The sequence below is a fragment of the Kocuria sp. NPDC057446 genome, from assembly GCF_042802875.1.
GTDB lineage: Bacteria > Actinomycetota > Actinomycetes > Actinomycetales > Micrococcaceae > Kocuria.
The window spans coordinates 1-22251 of the sequence record NZ_JBHVDI010000014.1 but is presented as its reverse complement, the minus strand read 5'-3'; the positions used below and the strand labels follow the sequence as shown (position 1 = coordinate 22251).

General features: G+C 72.9%; 22 protein-coding genes. 8 read left to right on the top strand and 14 right to left on the bottom strand.

Translation table 11 applies throughout. From position 1 onward, the window contains the following. The first annotated feature begins 83 nt into the window (after positions 1 to 83). Entirely contained in the window at positions 84 to 1106 is a 1023-nt protein-coding gene (locus ACFU0Y_RS03435; RefSeq protein WP_380213046.1) for an AsnC family transcriptional regulator, read from the top strand. 62 nt (positions 1107 to 1168) lie between these two features. Here ACFU0Y_RS03435 and ACFU0Y_RS03430 read toward each other — a convergent pair whose 3' ends face one another. The 4 genes from ACFU0Y_RS03430 to ACFU0Y_RS03415 form a co-directional block, all read right to left on the bottom strand. Continuing rightward, complete coding sequence (locus ACFU0Y_RS03430) at positions 1169 to 1738, bottom strand: DUF421 domain-containing protein (RefSeq protein WP_380213045.1); 570 nt, start codon at positions 1736 to 1738, stop codon at positions 1169 to 1171. A 3-nt stretch (positions 1739 to 1741) separates the two neighbouring features. Next, positions 1742 to 3589, bottom strand: coding sequence for an ABC transporter ATP-binding protein (locus ACFU0Y_RS03425; protein WP_380213062.1), 1848 nt, complete (start codon positions 3587 to 3589; stop codon positions 1742 to 1744). 314 nt (positions 3590 to 3903) lie between these two features. Further along, positions 3904 to 4383 carry a DoxX family protein gene (locus ACFU0Y_RS03420; protein WP_380213044.1) on the bottom strand — a complete coding sequence of 160 codons (480 nt, stop codon included), beginning with the start codon at positions 4381 to 4383 and terminating at the stop codon, positions 3904 to 3906. A 59-nt stretch (positions 4384 to 4442) separates the two neighbouring features. After that, complete coding sequence (locus ACFU0Y_RS03415) at positions 4443 to 4931, bottom strand: MarR family winged helix-turn-helix transcriptional regulator (protein ID WP_380213043.1); 489 nt, start codon at positions 4929 to 4931, stop codon at positions 4443 to 4445. A 74-nt stretch (positions 4932 to 5005) separates the two neighbouring features. On the opposite strand from ACFU0Y_RS03415, the gene ACFU0Y_RS03410 reads away from it, so the two are divergent. Next, the gene (locus ACFU0Y_RS03410; RefSeq protein ID WP_380213042.1) at positions 5006 to 5698 is read left to right on the top strand and encodes a hypothetical protein; all 693 of its coding nucleotides are present in this window, start codon (positions 5006 to 5008) and stop codon (positions 5696 to 5698) included. Between the two features lie 12 nt (positions 5699 to 5710). Here the strand turns inward: ACFU0Y_RS03410 and ACFU0Y_RS03405 are convergent, their stop codons facing one another. The 9 genes from ACFU0Y_RS03405 to ACFU0Y_RS03365 all read right to left on the bottom strand — a co-directional run bounded on the left by ACFU0Y_RS03405 (position 5711) and on the right by ACFU0Y_RS03365 (position 13045). Then, positions 5711 to 6388, bottom strand: a complete 678-nt coding sequence (locus ACFU0Y_RS03405) for an MOSC domain-containing protein (protein WP_380213041.1) — start codon at positions 6386 to 6388, stop codon at positions 5711 to 5713. After that, the gene (locus ACFU0Y_RS03400) at positions 6385 to 6786 is read right to left on the bottom strand and encodes a cation:proton antiporter (RefSeq protein ID WP_380213040.1); all 402 of its coding nucleotides are present in this window, start codon (positions 6784 to 6786) and stop codon (positions 6385 to 6387) included. Before ACFU0Y_RS03400 ends, ACFU0Y_RS03405 begins: the two co-directional genes overlap by 4 nt. Continuing rightward, complete coding sequence (locus tag ACFU0Y_RS03395; RefSeq protein WP_380213039.1) at positions 6783 to 7040, bottom strand: monovalent cation/H+ antiporter complex subunit F; 258 nt, start codon at positions 7038 to 7040, stop codon at positions 6783 to 6785. Before ACFU0Y_RS03395 ends, ACFU0Y_RS03400 begins: the two co-directional genes overlap by 4 nt. Next, entirely contained in the window at positions 7037 to 7432 is a 396-nt protein-coding gene (locus tag ACFU0Y_RS03390) for a Na+/H+ antiporter subunit E (protein WP_380213038.1), read from the bottom strand. Before ACFU0Y_RS03390 ends, ACFU0Y_RS03395 begins: the two co-directional genes overlap by 4 nt. Beyond that, positions 7429 to 8931, bottom strand: coding sequence for a monovalent cation/H+ antiporter subunit D family protein (locus ACFU0Y_RS03385; protein WP_380213037.1), 1503 nt, complete (start codon positions 8929 to 8931; stop codon positions 7429 to 7431). Before ACFU0Y_RS03385 ends, ACFU0Y_RS03390 begins: the two co-directional genes overlap by 4 nt. Further along, positions 8928 to 9374: a sodium:proton antiporter gene (locus tag ACFU0Y_RS03380; protein WP_380213036.1), complete on the bottom strand. Its 447-nt coding sequence runs from the start codon at positions 9372 to 9374 to the stop codon at positions 8928 to 8930. The genes ACFU0Y_RS03385 and ACFU0Y_RS03380 overlap by 4 nt, the downstream gene beginning before the upstream one ends. Then, a complete protein-coding gene (locus ACFU0Y_RS03375) occupies positions 9374 to 12313 on the bottom strand; it encodes a DUF4040 family protein (RefSeq protein WP_380213035.1) in 2940 nt (979 codons plus the stop codon). The genes ACFU0Y_RS03380 and ACFU0Y_RS03375 overlap by 1 nt, the downstream gene beginning before the upstream one ends. Before the next feature lie 91 nt (positions 12314 to 12404). Next, complete coding sequence (locus ACFU0Y_RS03370; protein WP_380213034.1) at positions 12405 to 12557, bottom strand: hypothetical protein; 153 nt, start codon at positions 12555 to 12557, stop codon at positions 12405 to 12407. A 104-nt stretch (positions 12558 to 12661) separates the two neighbouring features. Then, positions 12662 to 13045, bottom strand: a complete 384-nt coding sequence (locus ACFU0Y_RS03365; protein WP_380213033.1) for a hypothetical protein — start codon at positions 13043 to 13045, stop codon at positions 12662 to 12664. Positions 13046 to 13155: 110 nt separating this feature from the next. Here ACFU0Y_RS03365 and ACFU0Y_RS03360 point away from each other — a divergent pair, with 110 nt between their 5' ends. The 3 genes from ACFU0Y_RS03360 (at position 13156) to ACFU0Y_RS03350 (ending at position 16737) form a co-directional block, all read left to right on the top strand. Continuing rightward, positions 13156 to 13971 (top strand): NAD-dependent deacetylase, encoded by an 816-nt coding sequence (locus ACFU0Y_RS03360; protein WP_380213032.1) that lies wholly within the window; start codon positions 13156 to 13158, stop codon positions 13969 to 13971. A gap of 230 nt (positions 13972 to 14201) precedes the next feature. Beyond that, positions 14202 to 15041: an aldo/keto reductase gene (locus tag ACFU0Y_RS03355; protein ID WP_380213031.1), complete on the top strand. Its 840-nt coding sequence runs from the start codon at positions 14202 to 14204 to the stop codon at positions 15039 to 15041. Positions 15042 to 15192: 151 nt separating this feature from the next. Continuing rightward, the gene (locus ACFU0Y_RS03350) at positions 15193 to 16737 is read left to right on the top strand and encodes a peptide MFS transporter (protein ID WP_380213030.1); all 1545 of its coding nucleotides are present in this window, start codon (positions 15193 to 15195) and stop codon (positions 16735 to 16737) included. Positions 16738 to 16759: 22 nt separating this feature from the next. Here the strand turns inward: ACFU0Y_RS03350 and ACFU0Y_RS03345 are convergent, their stop codons facing one another. After that, complete coding sequence (locus ACFU0Y_RS03345) at positions 16760 to 17839, bottom strand: nitronate monooxygenase (protein WP_380213029.1); 1080 nt, start codon at positions 17837 to 17839, stop codon at positions 16760 to 16762. Between the two features lie 127 nt (positions 17840 to 17966). On the opposite strand from ACFU0Y_RS03345, the gene ACFU0Y_RS03340 reads away from it, so the two are divergent. From ACFU0Y_RS03340 to ACFU0Y_RS03330, 3 genes are all read left to right on the top strand, one after another. Beyond that, entirely contained in the window at positions 17967 to 19430 is a 1464-nt protein-coding gene (locus ACFU0Y_RS03340; protein WP_380213028.1) for an APC family permease, read from the top strand. Between the two features lie 39 nt (positions 19431 to 19469). After that, a complete protein-coding gene (locus tag ACFU0Y_RS03335; protein ID WP_380213027.1) occupies positions 19470 to 19859 on the top strand; it encodes a universal stress protein in 390 nt (129 codons plus the stop codon). 125 nt (positions 19860 to 19984) lie between these two features. Then, entirely contained in the window at positions 19985 to 22216 is a 2232-nt protein-coding gene (locus ACFU0Y_RS03330; RefSeq protein ID WP_380213026.1) for an MMPL family transporter, read from the top strand. Positions 22217 to 22251 lie beyond the last annotated feature (35 nt).

The following is a 22251-nucleotide window of genomic DNA, read 5'->3' as shown; positions in this document are numbered from 1 at the left end:
CCGAGCGTGACGTGACGCCGATCACTCCGGCGCGATATCCTCGAAAACCTGCACCGGACCCAATATCGACCGAAGGAACCAGCATGGAGCTGCCCGTGGAGGACCTGGAGCTCGTCCACGCCCTGCAGATCGCACCGCGGGCGACCTGGACCCAGCTGGGCACCGCGCTCGGGCGCCACCCCACCACCCTCGCCGCCCGCTGGGACCGGCTCCGGGCCGACGGCCGCACCTGGGTCACCGGGCACCTCGGCGCCTCCGGCACACAGGGCTGCGCCACCTTCGTGGGCCTGGAGTGCCGGCCGGACCACCGGGCCGAGGTGCTGGAGCGGCTGTGCGCCGTTCCCGAGATCGGCACCGTGGAGGAGTCCGCGCGCGCGTGGGACGTGCGGCTCACGGTCCTCACCCGCACCTGGCAGCAGATGACCCGGGAGGTGCTGCCCCTGGTCCGGGCCGACCCGGGGATCCTGCGGGCCCAGCTTACCGTGGCCACCCGGCTGTACGCCATCGGCAACAACTGGCGCCTGGACGTGCTGACCCCCGAGCAGCAGCGCCGGGTGAGCGCCCTGCGCCCGGAGGCGCACCGTCCGCACGGCGCCGTCCCCGCCCGGCTCGAGGAGCTGACGGCGGTGCTCCAGCGGGACGGGCGGGCCACCGCGGCGGAGATCGCGGCGGCCACGGGGAGCCATCCGACGACGGCCGCCCGGCACCTGCGGCAGGCGGTCGAGACGGGTCTCGTCGCCCTCCGGTGCGAGCTGGCCCAGGAGCACTCCGGCTATCCCGTCCCCTGCCAGTGGTACGTGCGGGTGCCGCCGGCGCAGCTCGAGGCGGCCGTGCGCTGTCTGCGCTCCTTCCGGACGCTGCGCCTGTGCGCCTCCACCACGGGGGACACCAATCTCACCTTCCTGCTCTGGCTGCGCACCCCGGGGGACATCTTCGACGTCGAGGCCGAGCTGCAGGCGGCCGCGCCGGGGGTCCAGGTGGTGGAGTCCGACGTGGGGGTGCGGACCCACAAGCGCATGGGCTGGATGCTGCGCGACGACTCGACGGCGACCGGCGAGGTGGTGACCGGCGAGGTGGTGACCGCGTCCGCCCCGGCCGCCGTGTGACGCCGTCCGCCCCGTGACGCCGGCCGCCCCCGCTCCGCCGGGGCAGGCGCGGAGCCGGAGCGTCAGCCGCGGTCCGGGCCCCGCAGGAGGTCCGCGGGGACCAGGTGGGCGTCCCGGACGCCCTCGAGCAGCCGGGGGTCGACCGGCGTGCCGCGCCGGAGCACGCTGATCGTGCCGGCGGCCTCGAAGACCACGCACGCGACCTCGTCCGGGCTGCGCACGCCCGCGCCGCGCAGGGCGCCGAAGAGCTCGGACTCCACCACGTGCACGCGGCGGAGGTTGGCCTCGAGCACCTGCTCGCCGGCCATCAGCAGGACCGCCCGGTTGTTCATCAGCGCCGACACCCGGATCCCCGCGCGCAGCCGCCCGAAGCCCGCCTCGAGCGCGAACAGCGTGCCGAGCCCCAGCACGCCCGCCGCGAGCGTGGGGGTGTCCCCCAGGACCGCGCGCCCGGCCACGGCGCCGAGCATGACCACCACCACCGCGTCGAAGGTCGACAGCCGGGAGAGCACGCGCTGCCCGAGGAGCCGCACCATCAGCAGGAACGCGAGGTAGATCCCCACGGCCGCGGCCACCACCGCCAGCGCGCCGGGGACGTCCACGCCGAGACGGGCCACGGCGTCCTCGAGCACCGGTCAGACCTCCTGGTCCGCGAACTGCGTCTCGTAGAGCTCCGCGTAGCGCCCGCTCACGGCGAGGAGCTCGGCGTGCCGGCCGCGCTCCACGATCCGGCCGTCCTCGACCACCAGGATCTCGTCGGCGGAGCGGATCGTGGAGAGCCGGTGGGCGATGACCAGGGCGGTGCGCCCCTCCATCGCCTCGCCCAGGGCCGCCTGGACGTAGGCCTCGTTGGTGGAGTCCAGCGCCGAGGTGGCCTCGTCGAGGATGACCACGCGCGGGGCCGCCAGCAGCAGCCGGGCGATGGTCAGCCGCTGCCGCTCGCCGCCGGAGAGCCGGTAGCCGCGCTCGCCCACCACGGTGTCCAGCCCGTCCGGGAGGGAGCGGATCACGTGCTCCATGCGGGCGCGGGCCAGCGCGTCCCACAGCTGCTCGTCGGTGGCCTCCGGCCGCACCAGGGCGAGGTTCTCCCGGATCGACTCGTGGAACAGGTGGCCGTCCTGGGTGACCATCCCGATGGTCTCCCGCAGCGAGGCGAAGGTCGCGTCCCGCACGTCCGTGCCGCCGATCCGCACGGCTCCGGACGTGACGTCGTAGAGCCGGGCCACCAGCTGGGCGATCGTCGACTTGCCCGCCCCGGAGGACCCCACGAGGGCCACGGTGCGCCCGGGCAGGACCGTGAACGTCACGCCGTGCAGGACCTCCTCGCCGCCCCGGGAGTCGAGCACCGCGACGTCCTCGAGCGAGGCCAGCGAGACCTCCTCGGCGGAGGGGTAGGCGAACCGGACGTCGTCGAACTCGACGGACGCGGGCCCGGCGGGCAGCGACCGGGCCCCGGACCGCTCCTGGATCAGGGGGACGAGGTCGAGGATCTCGAAGACCCGCTCGAAGCTCACCACGGCGCTCATCACGTCCATCCGGGCGTTCGCGAGCATGGTCAGCGGGGTGTACAGCCGGGTGAGCAGCAGGGCGAGGGTCACGACCGCGCCCGCGTCCAGGTTGCCCAGGATCGCCTGCGCGCCGCCGAGCCCGTAGACGAGGGCCAGGGCGAGCGCGGAGACCAGGGTGAGGGCCGTGACGAACACCGTCTGCAGCATCGCCACCCGCACGCCGATGTCCCGGACGCGGCCGGCGCGGCGGGCGAACTCGGCGGCCTCGGCGTCGGGCCGGCCGAAGAGCTTGACCAGGGTGGCCCCGCCGGCGGAGAACCGCTCGGTCATCTGCGTGGACATGGACGCGTTGTGCTGGGCCGCCTCGCGCTGGAGGGCGGCCAGGCGCCCGCCCATGGCCCGGGCCGGGACCAGGAAGATCGGCAGCAGGAGCACGGACAGCGCGGTGACCTGCCACGAGATCGAGACCATGACGACCACGGTCAGGATCAGGGAGACAATGTTGCTCACCACGCCGGAGAGCGTGTTGGAGAAGGCACGCTGGGCGCCGATGACGTCGTTGTTGAGCCGGGAGACCAGGGCCCCCGTGCGCGTGCGGGTGAAGAAGGCGATCGGCATCCGCTGCACGTGGTCGTAGACGGCGGTGCGCAGGTCCAGGATGAGCCCCTCGCCGATCAGGGAGGAGAGCCACCGGTTGAGGACGCTCAGACCCGCGTCCACGATCGCCACGGCGGCGATGGCCACCGCGAGCCAGACCACCACGGAGACCTCGTCCCCGGCGTTGATGGCGCGGACGACGTCACCGGCCAGGATCGGGGTGACCACGCCGAGCAGCGCCGTGAGCACCGAGATCACCAGGAAGACGGTGAGCCTCGCCTTGTGCGGGCGGGCGAAGACGATGATGCGCCGGAGGGTGCCCCGGTCGATCTTCCGGTCCTTGACCTCCTGGCCCTGCACGGTGCGCCACAGCACCATGTACGGCGAGTTCTGCATGCTCATGCGCCCAACCCCGTTCTGCGGGGGATCACCCGCGCTGGATCCGGCACGGCACCCTGGTGGTCGTGCGCGCCGCGCCGGGGACGATTTTACGCGTCCGCGCCGACACGTCCCCGCCCGCCGGCCGCAGGGCCGCGCCCGGCGCCCGCCGGGGACTCCGCCGAACCCTCCCGGGACTCCGCCCCCGGACGACGACGAGCCCCCGCGCCGCAGGGTGCTGCGGGCGGGGGCTGGTCGCTCCGGTGCCGGGGGCTTCCGGGACGGGGCGGGAGAGCCGGGAGGCTCCGGTGGGGTCAGGCGCGGACAGCGGACCGGCGCCGGGCGGCGATCAGGTGGTCCAGCGACCAGCGCCCGGCACCGGCCAGGGCGAAGAGGACGGACGCGGCGGCGAGCAGCAGCACGAGCTCGACCCCGCCGTCGGCGGCGAAGAAGCCCGCGGGAAGGTGCACGAGCACCAGGGCGCCGAGCATGGTCAGGGCCAGCAGGGCGGCGACCACGCGGGTGCCGAGACCCAGGAGGAGCAGCAGCCCGCCCACGAGCTCGAGGACGGCGGTGGCGGGGGCGGCGATCCCGGCCGCCGGGATGCCCATCTCGACGAAGGAGGCCTGGGTGCCGGCGACGGTCCACTCGGTGACCTTCTGCCAGCCGTGCAGGAGGAAGGTGGCGCCGAGGACGACGCGCAGGACGGTCAGGCCGAGGGTCGCGGCGGAGGATCCGGCGGGGGCGGTGGAGGGTGCGGAGGGCGTGCGCTGCGGCATCTGCGTGGTGGACATGTCACTACCGTAGGGATATTTACTTTCCCTGTCAAGCTTTTGGCCGGAGAGCCGCGTCCTCACTCCTGGTCGACGGCCAGTCCCCGGGCCGTGGGACCCGCCGCGGCGTCGTCGACCATGCGTCCGATCAGCGCCAGCTGCTGGACCTGGGCGGGCGTCAGCCGGTCGATGACCGTCCGCCGCACGTGCTCCACGTGGCCCGGGGCCACCTGCTCGACCCGCTCCAGGCCGCGGTCGGTGATCTCCGCGAGCACCACCCGCTTGTCCAGCTCGCCGCCGGCGCGCACCACCAGGCCGTCGCGCTCCAGGCGCGCGACGATGCGGGACAGACGGGACTGGGAGGTGTTGGTGGCCGCCGCGAGGTCCGACATGCGCCGCCGGCGGTCGGGGGCCTCGGAGAGCATCGCGAGCACCAGGTACTCCGCGAGACTGAGGTCCGCCTCCGACTGGAGCTGGGACTCGATGCTGCCGGGCAGCGTGAACATGATGGAGACGAGCGCCAGCCAGGCCTCGCGCTCCTCGGGGGACAGCCATCGGGTCTCGGTCATGGCCCCGATTCTACGATCCGGTCCTTGACGCATCATGGGAACGCGTCCGCCGAGCGCGCCCCATAATGGAACCCATGGACTCCCTCGGCACCTGGCCCCGGCCCGTACCCGCGGACGACCGCGACTTCGACGTCCAGGTCATGCGGCGGCTGCGCACCGCCGGTGGCGACGACGGAGCGTCCGACCGTCCCTCCCTGGGCGAGCGCCTGGGCACGTCGCTGCTGCTCGTGGTCCCGGTGCTGACCGCGCTCGCCGTGGTCCTGCTGTGGCAGCAGTGGTCCCGGTCCGGCTCCGTGCTCCCCCTCGTCCTCGTCGCGGTGCTGCTCGTGGCCACGGCCCTGTGGTGGACGACCCGGCTCCGGCGCGCGTTCGCGACCGCGCAGGGCCGGCTGGGCGCCCGGCTGGCGAACGTCGTGGAGCACGGCGTGGGCGTCGCCCGGGAGATCACTCTCCAGCCGGTCGCCGGGGACGCGGAGGCGGCCGGGAACACCGCTGGGAACGCGACCGAGAACACGGGCGGGGACCCCGCGACGAGCGGCGGCCGGGTCCGGGCCCGGCTGGAGCTGTCCGTGACCCCCGTGCGGGGGGACCGCTTCAGCACCTCCGTGGAGGCCCTGTACGACGCCGACGCCGCGCTGCTCCTGGAGGTGGGCTCGCACGGACCCGTCCGTTTCCTGCGCGACGACCCGGAGGGGACCACCGTGATCGACACCCGGCTCTCGGAGGAGCAGGTCGCGCAGGTCTACCGGGGCGCCGCGCTCAACTGACGGCGTGGCGGCTCACCCGCCGCGCCGGTCGGCCGCCCGCTGCTCCTTCTCGACCCGCAGCCGCAGCTGCTCGCACAGGTCCTCGCCGGCCCGCAGCAGCTCCGGCATCCGGTCCCGCTCCGTGGTCTGCGCCCGGAAGGCGTCCGCCACGCCCACCCCGTGCCCGGCCCGGCGCGTGAGCTCGACCGGCAGGCCGGCGCGCACCGTGCCCGGCGACAGCACCTTGAGATAGGCCCCGGACCGGCCCCGCTCCGTGAAGCGGCGCAGCCAGCCGCGGACCTCCATGCTCGCGCGGAACGTACCGCAGGGGATGCGGGCGTCCGTGACCTGCAGCAGCACCTCGCCGATCCGCCAGACGTCGCCCAGCCGCGCGTCGTCGACGTCGAAGCCCGAGAGCGTGAGGTTCTCCCCGAAGGAGCCGTCGGGGATCTCCCGGCCCAGCTCCTGCTCCCAGAAGTCCAGCTCCTCGCGGGCGAACGCGTACACCGCCTGGTCCGTGCCGCCGTGGTACTTGCTGTCCCCGATGAAGTCCCCGGCCAGGCCCGAGCCCAGGCCGCCCCGGCGCGGTCCCGGCTCGCGGACCTCCACCGGACCGTCCGCGGGGCGCTTGCGGATGCCCGTGGGGCGGTTCCGCCGGGCGGCGTTCGGCTCGGCCCGGCCCACGTTGACGCTGCGCACGCGGGCGGTCACGGCCGGGCTTCCTCGCCGGAGCGGTCGGCCCCGTCCTCGGAGCTCTCGTCCAGCTCGTTGTGGTGGGTCGGGGAGTACACCGCGGAGCCGATGAGGTACCCGGAGCGGGCCAGCGCCATGCTGCCCACGGCCGAGGTCACGAGCTGCAGGACCACCGCGGCGATCAGCTTCACCGCGTTCTCCACGCCGGGCAGGAAGAAGAACGCCCCGGTGAGGACGAACGAGATGCCGATGCCGGCGGCCGTGGCGATCGCCGAGGAGCGGGTGTAGAGGTCGGGGAGCCGGATCAGCCCCACGGTGGCGGTGAGGAAGACCAGCGAGCCCAGGACGATGAACGTCTGCCCCACGACGCTCATCCACAGGGTGTCGTGCATGATCGGGTCGAGCTCCACGCTCATCGCCTCCCCTTGGTCAGTGCGCGGGCCAGGGACAGGGTCGCCAGGAAGCCCACGAGGGTGGCGATGAGCACCAGGTCGAAGACCGTGGGGGTCATGGTGATGACGCCGAACAGGGCGAAGAGCCCGATCACGGCGAAGAACAGCAGGTCGGAGGCGATGGCCCGGTTGGCGTCGTTGGGGCCGCGGAACATCCGCACCCCGGCGACGACGACGGACGCGGCGAGCACCAGCACGCCGAAGAGGATGCCGATCATCGGGGCGCCCCTCCCGGTCGGATGCCGTTGAGCATGTGGGTCTCCATCTCCTGCAGGCTCGCCCGGGCGTCCTGCGGTCCGTCGGAGTACATGGCGTGCACGAAGAGGTCGTAGCCCTCCGTGCCGTCGTCCCTGTCGACCACCGCGCCGCCTGTGCCGGCCCGGGTCACGGTGGCCAGGGTCAGCGTGCCCGGTGTCAGGGAGATGAGCACGCTGAGGAGGACGGTCTCGAACTCGCTCCGGCACCGGGTCCGGTAGCGCACCACGATGGGCGAGGAGTGGTGGCGGAGCGTGAACACGTCCTTCGTCACCGCGACGTTGGACAGCACCAGTTCCCGCGCGTACCAGAGCAGGAAGCCGAGCAGCCGCAGCGGCCAGGTCAACCACTTCACGAGTCGATCACCGCCTCCACATACGCGCCGGTGTCCACGAGGCCGTCCGCGGCCGTGGCAGAGACGCCCAGCAGCAGCTCACCGCCCACGCCGAAGGTGAGGGTGATGACGGCCAGGACGAGGGCGGGCGCGATGAGGCCCACCGAGATGCGGCGCTCCTTCGTGCCCACGGCGGCGACGACCTCGCTCGAGGACTCCTCCGGTTTCCCCAGGAACATCTTCCCCCAGATCTTGAGCATGGACAGCAGCGTGAAGAGGCTGACCGCGACCGCCACGAGGGCAGCCGTGATCTGCTCCTCCTCGAACGCGGCCAGGATCAGCGCCAGTTTGGCCACGAACCCGGAGAACGGAGGGATGCCCGCCAGGGACATGGCCGCGGCGAAGAACACCACGGCGGTGAGCGGCTCCCGCCGGAGCAGGCCCGTGATCTCACCCAGGGGGTGGCGCCCGTAGGCGATCTCCACCGCGCCGGTGGACAGGAACAGGGAGGCCTTCACCACCGTGTGGTGCAGCAGGTAGAAGATGCCGGCGGTGAGGCCCACGGCCCCGAACAGCGCGACGCCCAACAGGATGTAGCCGATCTGGCTCACCATGTGGAAGGCGAGGATCGCGCGGGCGTCCTGCTCCCCGACGGCGCCGAAGACACCGATCACCATGGTCGCCGAGAACACCACGACCCCGACCCACAGGTACTGCTCCATGCCGTCGAAGATCACGGCGTAGATCCGGTAGATCGCGTAGATCGCGACCTTCGTGTGCAGCCCCGAGAACAGCGCGGTGACGGTGGGCGACATGAAGGGGTACGTGCGCGCCAGCCAGCCGTGCACGGGCACCACGGCCGCCTTGACCGCCAGCGCGGAGAGGACCACGGCGACCGACACCGCCACGGCGGTGGACTCCGCGGCCAGACCGGCCAGCTCACCGACGTTCACGGTGCCCGCCGTGCCGTAGACCAGCCCCACGCCCGCCAGGAAGATCGTGGAGGCCAGCAGGTTGACGCTCACGTAGATCCGGGAGGACGTGACCTGCATCAGCCGCCCCCGGCCGCGGTGGGCCAGGATGATCAGGGCGTAGGACGGCAGCAGCATGACCTCGATGAACACGAAGAGGTTGAACAGGTCCGCCGTGAGCAGGGCCCCGTTGAAGCCGGCGGTGAGCACGAGCACCAGCGGACCGAAGTAGCGCTTCTCCGCCTGCCCCGAGACCACCCCGAACCAGGCGCTGACCAGGGTCAGGAAGCCGGTCACGGTGAGCATCAGCGCGGTGAAGAGGTCCGCGGCGAAGGGAATGGCCACCCCGGAGGGCCAGAGGCTGATCCGGTGGCCCAGCGCGGAGCCGTCCAGGAGGGTGGCCACGAGCCACACCGCCCACACCACGTCCGCGCCCAGGACGGCCAGCATCCCTGCCTTGCCGATCCGCCGGGAGTCCCCGGCGAGCAGCAGCAGACCGGCGGCCAGCAGGGGGACGATGACGAAGAACGGGATCAAATCCGCGCTCATGCGCGACCACCCCGTTCCGGTTCCCGCTCGGGCACTGTGCCCACCGGGTCCGGGTCCTCGGGTGCGTCGCCGTGCGTCCCGGTGTCGTCTGCGGGGTCGTCCATCAGGTCAGGGGTCTCCATCTCCCGGCCGGTGAGCTCGAGGTCGGTGTCGTCGTCGTCGTCGCCGGTCACGGCGAGGACCAGCATGTACATGGTGATGGAGAACGCGATGACGATCGCCGTCAGCACGAACGCCTGTGGCAGGGGGTCCGCCGTGGTCGCGGGGTCCGGGGCGGTGCCGAGGGGCTCGCCCCGGCGGTCGGCGCCGCCGGCCGCCATGATCAGCAGGTTCACGCCGTGGCTGAGCAGGATGAACCCGATGATCAGGCGGATCATGCCGCGCCGCAGCATCATGAACGCGCCGCCCCCGATGAGCACGCCCACGGTCAGTGCGAGTGCCATCAGGAATCGTCTCCTCGGGGTCGGGCGGTGCGGTCGGCAGGGGTTTCGGACCTCGTCCCGTCCGGTCGCCCGGACTCACGCTCGAGGATCCGGATCCTGCTGAGGTCCAGGGGCGCCGTGCTGGGGTGGTGCGGCTCGTCGGTGGTGCTGGTCGAGCGGGGACCCTGCGACGGGACCGCGGTGGAGCCCACCCGACGGAGGGGCGGCGGCTCCTTCTCCTCCACGCCCAGCCGGCTGATCGCGGCCAGGATCACGCCGACCACCGCGAGGTACACGCCGACGTCGAAGATCAGGGCCGTGGTGACGTGGACGTCGAACACGTAGAAGTGGAGCGGGCGGAGGAAGGAGCCCTCGGCCAGGCCGACCAGGCCCACGCCCACTCCGACGGCCACGCCGGCCCCGATGAGCTTCACGTAGGGCAGGCCCAGGCGGCTGACCCGGTCGTCCTGGGCCGCGAGGTAGACGAGGGCGATGCCGGCGGCGCCGATGAGGGCGGAGATGAACCCGCCCCCGGGATGGTTGTGCCCGCGGAGCAGGAAGAAGAGGGACAGGACGATGATGACCGGGCCGAGCAGGCGGTCGGTGACCCGCAGGATCATGGTGTTGTCCCGGGCATCGCTGATCGGTGAGTCCGGCGGCTCCGTGATGGGGCTGTGCAGCTTGGGCAGCAGTCCCCGCGACTCCAGGGCCACGACGATCGCGATGCCGGCCACGCCCAGCACGGTGAGCTCGCCCAGCGTGTCCAGGGCGCGGAAGTCGACGAGGATCGTGTTCACCACGTTGGTGCCGCCGGTCTCCGACTCGCCCTCGGTCAGGAAGTACTGTCCCGCGTCCGAGAGCCCGCGGCGGCCGGTGAGCGCCCACGTGGCCACGGCGGCGGAGGCCCCCGCGAGGACCGCGACGACGGCCGCCATGGTCGTCCGGCGCTTGCCCGTGCGGTGGAAGGTGGACGGCAGGCGGTTGAGGAGCAGGACGACGACCACCACGGTGAGGATCTCGACGAGCAGCTGGGTCAGCGCCACGTCGGCCGCGCCGAGGTCGTAGAACCACAGCGCGACGGCGAAGCCCACCACGCCGATGATGGTCACGAGGGCGATCCGGCTGCGCACGCCCAGGGCGAGGACCACGCCGACCACGACCACGCCGAGCAGCACCCAGTCCAACGGTTGCGTCACCTGTCCATGCAGCGGCGGGACGTCGACCGTGAACAGGCCCACGGCCGTCAGCACCACCAGCACGACCACGGGCGGGACGAGGTGCCGGTAGGGGGCGTCGGCGCGGGTGAGGCCCCCGACCCACTCGCCCAGGGCGATGGAGCCGCTGCGGAACGCCTCGACGGCGCCCACCCCGGTGATCGGCGAGAGCTCCCGGTCCAGGAGCCGGTCCATCCGCCGCCGGGCCAGCACGAGCGCGCCGCCGATGGCGAACACCGCCAGGGACATGTACAGCTCGGGGGCGAAGCCGTGCCACAGGCCCAGGTGCGGCTCGGCCTCGGGTCCCGCGACGGCCGCGGCGGCGCTGCCGAGCAGCGGCTCGGCCAGCACGCCCGCCAGGCCCAGCGCCAGGCCGGCGGCGGAGACCAGCACCACCGGTGCCAGGAAGGCGCCGGAGGCCTCCCTCGGCGGGTCCTGCGCCGGACGGCCGGGGAAGATCGTGATGATCATCCGCGCCGAGTACGCGAAGGTGAAGGACGCGGCCACGACCGCCACGGCGCCCACGAGCCACACGGCCGCCGCCGGCGCCGGGCTCTCCGCCATGGCCTTGAACATGGCCTCCTTGGAGACGAAGCCGAACAGCGGCGGGACCCCCGCCATGGACACCGCCGCGAGCGTCATCACGACGGCCGTGACGGGCATCGTCCGCGCCAGTCCGGTGAGCTTGCGGATGTCCCGGGTGCCGGTCTGGTGGTCGATCACCCCCACGGACATGAACAGCGCCGACTTGAACAGGGCGTGGGCCGCCACGTGCACCACGGCCCCCACCACGGCGTAGGAGGTGCCGATGCCGATGGTCGCCGTCAGGAACCCCAGCTGGCTGACCGTGGAGTAGGCGAGCAGCTCCTTGAGGTCGTGGCGCTGCAGCGCGAAGACCGCGCCCATCAGGGCCGTGACCAGGCCCACCGTGATCAGCAGGACGTTCCACACCGGCACCTCGCTGAGGGCCGTGGAGAAGCGCAGCATCAGGTAGATGCCGGCCTTCACCATGGCCGCCGCGTGCAGGTAGGCGCTCACGGGGGTGATCGCGACCATGGCGTCGGGCAGCCAGGCGTGGAAGGGGAACTGCGCGGACTTCGTGAAGGCCGCGAGGGCGATCAGCACCGCCACGAACGCCGCGAATCCCGGGGACGTGGACCACACGTCGTCGACGAGGATGGCGCTGAGGCGCGTGGTCCCGGTGGCCACCCACATCGCGATCACCGCCGTGAGCAGGCACAGCCCACCGGCCACGGTCACGAGGAACGTCCGGATCGCCGGGTCCTTGGCGTGCGGGCCCGAGCGGGCGATCAGCAGGAAGGAGCACAGCGTGGTGAACTCCCACATGACGAACAGGAGGACCACGTCGTCGGCCAGGACCAGGCCGAGCATCGCCGCCGCGAAGAACGTCATGAGGGTGTAGAACGCGCTGTGCGAGCCCTTGGCGAGGTAGCGGGCCGAGTAGCCGATGACCACCGCGCCGATCACCAGCACGAGGAGGCCGAAGAACAGGCCCAGTCCGTCGAGCCGCAGGTGGAAGGGCACGTCCAGCGTCGGCATCCACGGGACCTGCTGGGAGACCTCGTCGCTGTCCCCCCGGCCGTTCCACACCGCGACCAGGGCACCGGCGAGCACGAGCAGGCCCGCGGCGAGCGGCCAGCCGGCGTCGCGGCCCGCACGGCGGCCCAGGACGGCCGCCACGGGGCACAGCAGTGTGGTGAGAGCGAGAATGATCAGGAGGGACACGCCTGGCAACCGTCCGGTCGGTGGGATGGGAACGAGGTGGACTCGGCCGTCGACTGCCCGGCCGCGGCGGCCGGTGTCCCGGCCGGAGCGCTCAGGCGTCCCGGGGGCACCCGGAGAGCAGCGGCCCCCAGGAGCTCAGGTAGCCGTTCGTCCCGTTGGACACGCTGCAGACCGCCGTGGACGGCACACGACCCTGCGGCACGGCGCGGCCGAGGTCGTGGGCGTGGTTCCTGGGGCTGGTCATCGCCCCGAATTTACCATGACGCCCGCCACCGGCCCCGGGGGAGCTGCTCCGGCGACCGCGGGGCACGGCCCCGGCTCCGCCCGGTGCTCCCGCCGGTGACGGCGTCAGCGCCGCTCCCGCAGCGGGCTCGAGCCGGAGCGCGGGACGGTGGGGGTGGCGGCCGTCTCGGCGTCCGGCTCGACGGGCGCTCGGCGCGCGGCACGCTCCGGGGGGAGGCCGTCCCCGAGGTCCTCGGGGCGCTCCTCGACGAGCTCCCCGGCCCGGTCCGCGCCGCCGTCGCCCTCGTGCGCGCGAAGGGCGGCACGACGGCGGGGGGCGTCGTTGATCTCGGTGACGGACACGGCCATCGCGTTGAGGGCGAGGCCGGCGAGCACGAACAGCCACGCCGCGACGGGGTACCACGCCAGACCGAGGACCACTCCGACCACGACGAGAGCGACGGAGGTCAGGTAGGCGGGGGTCAGCACGCGCTGGACGTTGAACTTCATGGTTTCCATTCCACCACGCGCGCGTGCGGATCGACCAACGGGCCGGGCGCCCGACCGCGTCGGCGCGGGAGCCCTGGTCCCCTGGCCGTCCGGCGTATACCGTCGGCGGCATGGACGAACTCGACACCGAGCTGCTCGCCCTGGCCCGGTCCGCCCGCACCGTGACCGTGCTCTCGGGCGCCGGGATGTCGGCGGAGAGCGGGGTGCCGACCTTCCGGGACGGCGGCACCGGGCTGTGGGCCCGCTGGTCCCCCGAGGAGCTCGCCACCCCCGAGGCGTGGGAGGCCGATCCGGGGCTCGTCTGGTCCTGGTACCTCTGGCGGGCCCGTCAGGTGCGCCGGCTGCGCCCCCACGCGGGGCACCGGGCGATCGCCCGGTGGGCGGACCGTGCCCGCGTGCACGTGGTCACCCAGAACGTCGACGACCTCCACGAACGGGCGGGCTCCACGGTCCTCGCCCACCTGCACGGCAGCCTGTTCGCGTTCCGCTGCTCCGGCTGCGGTGCACGGTTCCCGGAACACCTCGTGCCGGGCCTGTCACCGGGGACCGGACCGGACACCGATCCGGGCGACGGTGCCGAGGAGCCGGTCCGCGGGCAGCCCCCGGTGTGCCCCGCCTGCGGCGGGTCGGTGCGGCCCGGGGTCGTGTGGTTCGGGGAGCTGCTGCCCGAGGGCGCCATGGAGCGCGCCGCCGCGGCCGTGGCCGAGGCGGACCTCGTGCTCGTCGTGGGCACGTCCGGGCTCGTGCAGCCCGCCGCCTCCCTGCCGCTCCTCGCCGCCGGCCGCGGGACGCCCGTGGTCGAGGTCAACCCCGAGACCACCGCGCTCAGCCCGCATGCGGACCGCACCGTGCGGGCCGGGGCCGCCGAGGCCCTGCCCCGCCTCCTGCCCCCGGGGGACGACCCGCGCCCGCCGGCCCACCGCTGACGGCCGGCCGCCGGCTGCCGCGGCGCGGCGCCGGGTACGGCGGACGGGCCCGGTGCCGCCGGCATCGGCATCGGCATCGGCGGACGATTGCTGAGAGCAGAAAGCACGCTGTCCTTCTTGTCAGCGCGCGGCGACGGGCGGAGACTGATCGACGGACACCGGACCGGGCGACCTCCTCCCGGCCCACCCCGTCAGCCTCCGGGCTGAACTCCCCACGAAAGGCACGGTCCATGACCCAGTCCACGACGCAGTCCCCGACCCTCACCCTGCACGACGGCCGGACCATCCCGCAGCTCGGCTACGGCGTGTGGCAGGTCGACGCCGACATCGCGGAGGACGTGGTGGGCCAGGCCCTCGAGGCCGGCTACCGCCACATCGACACCGCCATGATCTACGGCAACGAGGAGGGCGTGGGCCGCGCGATCGCGAACAGCGGCATCCCGCGCGACGAGATCTTCGTGACCACCAAGCTGTGGAACGGCGACCACGGCCACGACTCCGCGCTGAAGGCCGTCGACGCCTCCCTGGAGCGGCTCGGCCTGGAGTACGTCGACCTGTACCTCATCCACTGGCCCACCCCGAAGCGCGGCAAGTACCTGGAGACGTGGAAGGCGTTCCAGGAGATCCGCGACAGCGGCAAGGCCCGGTCCATCGGCGTCTCCAACTTCCCGCGCGAGGAGCTCCAGGAGATCATCGACGCGACGGGAGTGGTCCCCGTGGTCAACCAGGTGGAGCTGCACCCCTACTTCAACCAGGCCGCCCTGCGGGACGTCAACGCCTCCCACGGCATCCTGACCGAGGCGTGGTCCCCCCTGGGCCAGGGCGGCGACCTCCTGAAGGACCCGGCGATCGACGCGATCGCCCGCAAGCACGGCGCCACCCCGGGGCAGGTCATCATCGCGTGGCACCTGGCGATCGGCAACGTGGTCTTCCCCAAGACCGTCACCCCGGAGCGGATCCGCGAGAACTACGCGGCCCTGGACGTCCGGCTGGACGACGAGGACGTCGAGGCGATCAACGGTCTCGACAACGGCGGGCGGATCGGCTCGGACCCCAAGGACTTCAACTGAGTCCTCGGCCCACCCGGCGGTGCCCGGGGCCACGGTGCACCCACCGCGGTCCCGGGCACCGCCCGTGCCGCCACCGGCACACCGGCGGGGGGTGAGCGCGGCGGTCCCACCGATTGGTGCTCGACCGGCCGGTAGGTAAATCATGGTGCGCATGACCTTCCAGACCCCCCGCGCGACGGAGGGCGCCACCGGCGCCACCGCCCCCCACGGCAACCCCGACAACACCCCGGGCGCGGACCTGCCCCACCCCGCGGACCTGCCCCGTCCCGCGGAGAAGACCTTCTTCGGCCAGCCGCGCATGCTGGCGAACCTGTTCAGCGTGGAGCTGTGGGAGCGCTTCTCCTTCTACGGCATGCAGGGCATCGTCCTGCTCTACATGTACTTCGCCACGACCGAGGGCGGACTGGGCATCGACCAGGCGACCGCCGCCGGCATCGTGGGCGCCTACGGCGGGGCCGTCTACCTGTTCGCCATCCTCGGCGGGTGGGTGGCCGACCGGCTGCTGGGCTCCGAGCGCACCATGTTCGTCAGCGGCGTGCTCATCATGGCCGGGCACATCTCGCTGGCCCTCCTCCCCGCGGTCGCCGGCCTGGCGGTCGGGCTGGTCCTCATCGCCATCGGCTCGGGCGGGCTCAAGGCCACGATCACCAATCTCGTGGGCTCCCTCTACGAGCGCCGGGACCCGCGCCGGGACGCCGGGTTCTCGATCTTCTACATGGGCGTCAACATCGGCGGGCTGACCGGCCCGCTGCTGACCGGCCTCGCCCAGCAGACGTGGGGCTTCCACCTCGGCTTCGGCCTCGCCGCGATCGGCATGGCGTTCGGGCTCACCCAGTACGCGCTGGGCCGGCGCCGGCTGCCCGGCGAGGTCCACCACGTGCCCAACCCCCTGCCCCGCAGCCAGTACGGCCGGTGGGCCGGCGTCGCGGTCGCCGCGCTCGCCGTCGTGGCGGCCGCCGTGCTCACGGGCGTGCTCAACGCGGGCAACCTGGCGGACGTCGTGGTGGTCGTGACCGTCCTGGCGGCCGTGGCCCTGTTCGTGCTCCTGCTCACCAGCGCGAAGCTCGACGACGACGAGCGCTCCCGCGTGCGGTCGTTCATCCCGATGTTCATCGGCTCGGCCGCGTTCTGGGCGCTGTTCCAGCAGCAGTTCACCGTGATCACCATCTACTCCGACACCCGGCTGAACCGGGGGCTGGGCGGCTGGACCATGCCCATCTCGTGGGTCCAGTCCTTCAACCCCCTCTTCATCATCCTGCTCGCCCCGGTGTTCGCCGTGCTGTGGACGAAGCTCGGCGACCGCCAACCCGCCACGCCCACCAAGTTCGGCCTGGGCATCGTGCTGATGGGCTCGGCGTTCCTGATCTTCCTTCCCATGGTCGGGGTGGGCTCGGTGCCCGTGCTGTGGGCCGCGCTGATCCTGCTGGTCGCCACCCTGGGCGAGCTGCTGGTCTCGCCGGTGGGCCTGTCCCTGTCCACCCGGCTCGCCCCGCGCGCCTACCCCGTGCTGATGGTCGCCCTCTTCTACCTGTCGGTGGCCCTGGGCACCGCCCTGTCCGGCGCACTGGCGGGCTACTACAGCGAGCAGACCGAGGCCGCCTACTTCGGGACGCTGGGCGCCGTGACGATCGCCGTCGGCGCCGCCCTGCTCGTGCTGTCCCCCTGGATCCGGCGGAGGATGCGCGGGGTGCGCTGACGGCGCCGCCGGGGCCCCGCTCTCAGGGGCCGGCCGGTGCGCGGCGGATTCCGTGCACCACCTCGGCGGCGGGGACCTCCCGGGCCGCCGCGAAGGACGGGCTCGCCCACAGGGCGACGGCCTCCGGGTCCCCGGCCTGCGCGGCGGCCGCCCGGATGGGCTTGGTCAGTTGGTTGACCTGAGGATATGCCGCAGGAGCCATATCTGTGAAGCGGTCGACGAATCCGTTGCGCAGTCCGCGCGCCAACCGGCCCGAGAAGGCGCGGGTCACGGCCGTCTCCGGATACCGGCCCGAGCCGAGGGCCGCCCGGTACGCCGCGGAGGTCCCCGCCTCGGGCGTGCGCAGCAGGAGCGTGCCGATCTGGACGGCGTCCGCACCGGCGGCCAGCACCGTGTCCGCCTCCGCGGCGGAGGCGATGCCGCCCGCGGCCACGACCGGGACGCCCACCGCGGCGCGGACCGCGGCGACGAGCTCCACCAGGGGCTCCTCCCCCGGCACGTCCTCCGCGCGGTGGGTGCCCCGGTGGCCGCCGGCAGCCGGGCCCTGCACCGTCAGCAGGTCGGCGCCGACCCGCACCGCCGCCTCGGCCTCGGCGACGGAGGTCACCGTGACGGACGTCGTGGTGCCCGCCGCCGCGAGCCGCTCGAGCACGGAGGCCGCGGGGAGCCCGAAGGTGAACGAGACGACCGGCACCCGCAGCTCCTCGACGAGCTCGAGCTTGGCCGCCCAGCCGTCGTCGTCGGCGGGGTCCGTCCCCGGCAGCTCCACCCCGTACCGGCGGGCCGTGTCCTCCAGGGCCTCCCGGTAGGCCGCGACCGACAGGTGCACGGCCGGGTCGACCGCGCTCCCGGGAGCCGCGGTGTTCGCGGCCTGCGGGACGAACAGGTTCACCCCGAACGGACCGCCGGTCAGCGCCCGGACCGCCTCGACGTCCGCGCGGACACCCGCCACGGGACGGTTGCCGGCGGCCAGGAAGCCCAGGCCGCCGGCGTCCGTGACCGCCGCGGCCAGCGCCGGGGTCGACGGCCCGCCGGCCATCGGCGCGCCCAGGACGGGAAGGGGGAGGTCGGTCAGCCGGAAGCGGCTCGCTGTGCTCGTCATGCACCCAGGCTAGGAACACCGCGGGGCCGCGTCACCACCTGGGCCGCCCGCAGGGCGTGGCATAGGCTGTGGCCACGATCACCGACCGCCGGGGTGCGCAGCCCGTCACCACCGATTCGAGGCACCGATGGCCCAGTCCGCAGACTCCACGACCCGGTCCCCCCCGCAGACGGAGCTCAAGCGCGTCATGGGCCCCGGTCTGCTGCTGCTGTTCATCGTGGGCGACATCCTCGGCACCGGCGTGTACGCCCTCACCGGCAACATCGCCGGCGAGATCGGCGGCGCCGCGTGGGCGCCGATCCTCGTGGCGTTCGTGGTGGCCACCATCACGGCGTTCTCCTACCTCGAGCTCGTGACCAAGTACCCCGGCGCCTCGGGTGCCGCGCTGTACACGCACAAGGCCTTCGGCATCCACTTCATCACCTTCCTGGTGACGTTCGCGGTGCTCAGCTCCGGGCTGACCTCCGCCTCGACGGCGGCCTCGGCCGTGGCCTCGAACTTCGCCCGCGGCTTCGGCCTCGAGGTGACCACCACGACCATCACCGTGATCGCCCTGGTCTTCATCGCGATCCTCGGCGTGATCAACGTCCGCGGCGTCACCGAGGGCCTCATCTTCAACGTGGTGCTGACCTCGATCGAGCTCACCGGCCTGCTGATCGTCATCCTCGTGGGCTTCTGGGCGTCCTTCCAGGGCCGGGCCGACTTCAGCCAGACCATGATCTTCGAGACCTCCGAGGACAAGGGCGTCTTCCTGGCCCTCACCGCGGTGACCTCGCTCGCGTTCTTCTCCTTCGTGGGCTTCGAGGACTCCGTGAACATGGTCGAGGAGACCAAGGACCCCAGCCGCGACTTCCCGCGCGTGATGCTCTTCGGCCTCGGCCTGACCGGCGTGGTCTACATCCTGGTCTCGCTCTTCACCGTGGCCGTCGTCCCCATCGGCGTGCTGGGCGAGTCGACCACGCCGCTGCTGGACATGGTCCGGATCGGCGCCCCCAACATCCCCATCGACACGATCTACCCGTTCCTGACGATCTTCGCCGTGGCCAACACGGCCCTGATCAACATGCTCATGGCCTCCCGCCTGCTCTACGGCATGGCCCGGCAGGGGGTGCTGCCCCCCTTCCTGGGCCACGTCCTGCGCGGCCGCCGCACCCCCTGGTCGGCCATCGTGTTCACCACGCTGCTGGCGATGGGCCTGATCGTGGTGATCAACAACCTGCTCGGCAGCGGCACGGCGAGCGCCCTGGGCGGCACCACGGCCCTCCTGCTCCTGGGCGTCTTCACCGTCGTCAACATCGCGGCGATCATCCTGCGCAAGGACCGCAGCCCCACCCACGACCACTTCCACGCCCCCCGGGTCCTCCCCTACCTGGGCGCGATCACCTGCGCGTACCTCGTGGGGCCGTGGGCGCAGGACCTCATCGAGTACCAGATCGCCGTGGTCCTGCTGCTGATCGGCCTCGGCCTGTGGATCCTCAACTTCCTGTACGACCGCCTCTTCCTCGGCCGCAAGGTGCGCTTCGAGCACCCCGAGGCGCTCGCCCGCCTGGAGGACGAGCCCGAGGACGCGGATCCGCACCGCGGTACCTGACCTGATCCGCCCCACCGTGCCGCTACCCCAGGAGAACCCGTGACCGTCGTCGTCGGATACATGCCCACCGCCCCCGGACACGCGGCCCTGGACGCCGCCATCCTGGAGGCCGAGCGCCGCGGCACCCACCTGGTGGTGGTGCAGCCCCGGCCGAAGCGCCACCAGCCCCCGGAGGTCGACGCGGACATCGACGTGGAGCGCGCGAAGCTCACCCGCTCCGGGGTGCGCTACGAGCTGCGGGAGCCCGACCACGACAGCGACCCCGCCGACGTCATCCTCGACACCGCGCGGGACCACGCGGCCGAGCTCATCGTCCTGGGCATCCGGCGGCGCTCGCCCGTGGGCAAGATCATCATGGCGAGCACGGCCCAGCGGGTCCTGCTCGAGAGCCCCTGCCCGGTGCTGTGCGTCAAGGCCGTCTACGACTGATCCCAGGATTTTATTTCGTTTTTCGAAGTATTATCCTGGTCCCAGACCCCGGCGACTCCGCCCGCGCGCGGGTCCGTCGGTCTCCGCGGCTCCGACCCGCTCCTGCCGCTCCCGAAAGGCCCGCCATGACCACCTCGGCCCCCACCGCCTCCCGCCCGGCTCCCTGGGCCGGGCCCCCCGAGCCACCCCGGCGGTCGCGCTGGACGGTGCTGCTGCGGGTCCTCCTCCCGGCCCTGCTGATCGTCGGCTGGCTCGCGGTGGCCGGCGTGGGCGGGCCGTACTTCGGGAAGATCTCCGAGGTCTCCACCAACGACCAGTCCAGCTTCCTGCCCGAGTCCACGGAGTCCACACAGGTCACCCGGCTGCAGAGCGAGTTCCGGGACTCGGAGGCGATCCCCGCGATCGTCCTCCTCACCCGGGAGGGCGGGCTGAGCGCCGCTGACCGGGCGTGGGCCGAGGAGGCCGTCGCGGCGGTGCAGGACAGCGGCCTGGCCGAGGGCCGGACCTCGCCGCTGATCCCGTCCGAGGACGGGGAGGCCCTCCAGCTCGTCGTCCCCCTGCCCGACGACGAGGTCGTCGACGACGTCGAGGCGCTCGCGGACCGGTTCGAGACGGACCGGCCCGAGGGCCTGCAGAGCTACGTCACGGGCCCCGCCGGGTTCACGGCCGACCTCGTGGCCGGCTTCGAGGGCATCGACGGGCTCCTGCTGGGCGTGGCGCTGGCCGTGGTCTTCGTGATCCTGCTGGTGGTCTACCGCTCCCCCGTGCTGCCCGTGCTGGTCCTGCTGACCTCGGTCTTCGCCCTCAGCGCCGCGATCCTGGTGGTGTACTGGCTCGCGGCCAACGAGCTCGTGACGATCAGCGGCCAGGTGCAGGGCATCCTGTTCATCCTCGTGGTGGGCGCCGCCACGGACTACTCGCTGCTGTACACGGCGCGGTACCGGGACGCCCTGCTGCACCACCGCCGGAGGGCGGACGCCACCCGGGCGGCGCTGAAGGGCTCGGTCGAGCCGATCGTCGCCTCCGGTGCCACCGTCATCGCGGGCCTGCTGTGCCTGCTGCTCTCGGACCTGGCCTCCAACCAGGCGCTGGGCCCGGTCGCCTCCGTCGGCATCGTCATGTCGATCCTCGCGGCCCTGACCTTCCTGCCCGCGGTGCTCTTCGCCACGGGGCGGGGAGCCTTCTGGCCCTTCCGGCCCCGCTACGACGCCTCGGGCGCGGAGCGGGTGCGCGTGGTGGAGCACGGGGCCGGCACCCGGCCGACCGTCGAGGGCCGGGGCGTCTGGGCCTCGGTGGCCCGGTTCGTCGCCCGGGCCCCGCGGGCGATCTGGGTGGTGACCACGGTGGTGCTGCTCGCCCTCGCCGGCTTCAGCACCCAGTTCCAGGCCTCGGGCGTGGAGCAGAGCGAGCTCGTGCTCGGCGAGTCCCAGGCCCGGGACGGGCAGGACGCCCTGGCCCAGCACTTCCCGGGCGGCTCCGGCAGTCCCGCGGTCCTGCTGGTCCCCACCGGGTCCCTAAACGCCGCGGTCGAGGCGGTCGAGGGCACGGAGGGGGTCGCCGACGTCGTGGCCGTCTCCGACGACTCACCGTCCGGGACCCTGCCCGTCGGGGCGGACGCCGCACCGCAGGCCGGGCCCTTCGCCGGGGCCGAGCCGACCGAGGCCCGGGGCCTCTACCAGCTCCGGGCCACGCTGGCCGACGCCGCCGACTCCCCCGAGGCCGAGCAGACCGTGCGCGAGCTGCGGGAGAACCTCGGCGCGGTCGACCCGGAGATCCTCGTGGGCGGCACCACGGCGACGAACATCGACACCAACGAGACCTCGATCGCGGACCGCACCCTGATCATCCCGGTCATCCTCGTGGTCATCACCCTGATCCTGATGCTGCTGCTGCGCTCCGTCCTGGCGCCGGTGCTGCTGATCCTCACCACCGTGGTGTCCTTCTTCACGGCCCTGGGCGTCTCCGCCCTGGTGTTCGACAACGTCCTGGACCTGCCGGGCGCGGATCCCTCGGTCCCGCTCTTCGGCTTCGTCTTCCTGGTGGCGCTGGGCATCGACTACAACATCTTCCTGATGTCCCGGGTGCGGGAGGAGTCGCTGGTCCACGGCACCCGGGCGGGCATCCTCCGGGGTCTCACCCTCACGGGCGGGGTGATCACCTCGGCCGGCATCGTGCTCGCCGCCACGTTCGCGGCGCTGGCCGTCATCCCGATCATGTTCCTCGTGCAGCTGGCGTTCATCGTGGCGTTCGGCGTGCTCCTGGACGCGCTGATCGTCCGGTCGCTGCTGGTGCCGGCGCTGACCTACGACATCGGCCGGGTCATCTGGTGGCCGTTCCACCGGCGGGTCGAGCCCTGAGCCGCGGGAGGGCGCCCGGAGCCGTGGCTCCGGGC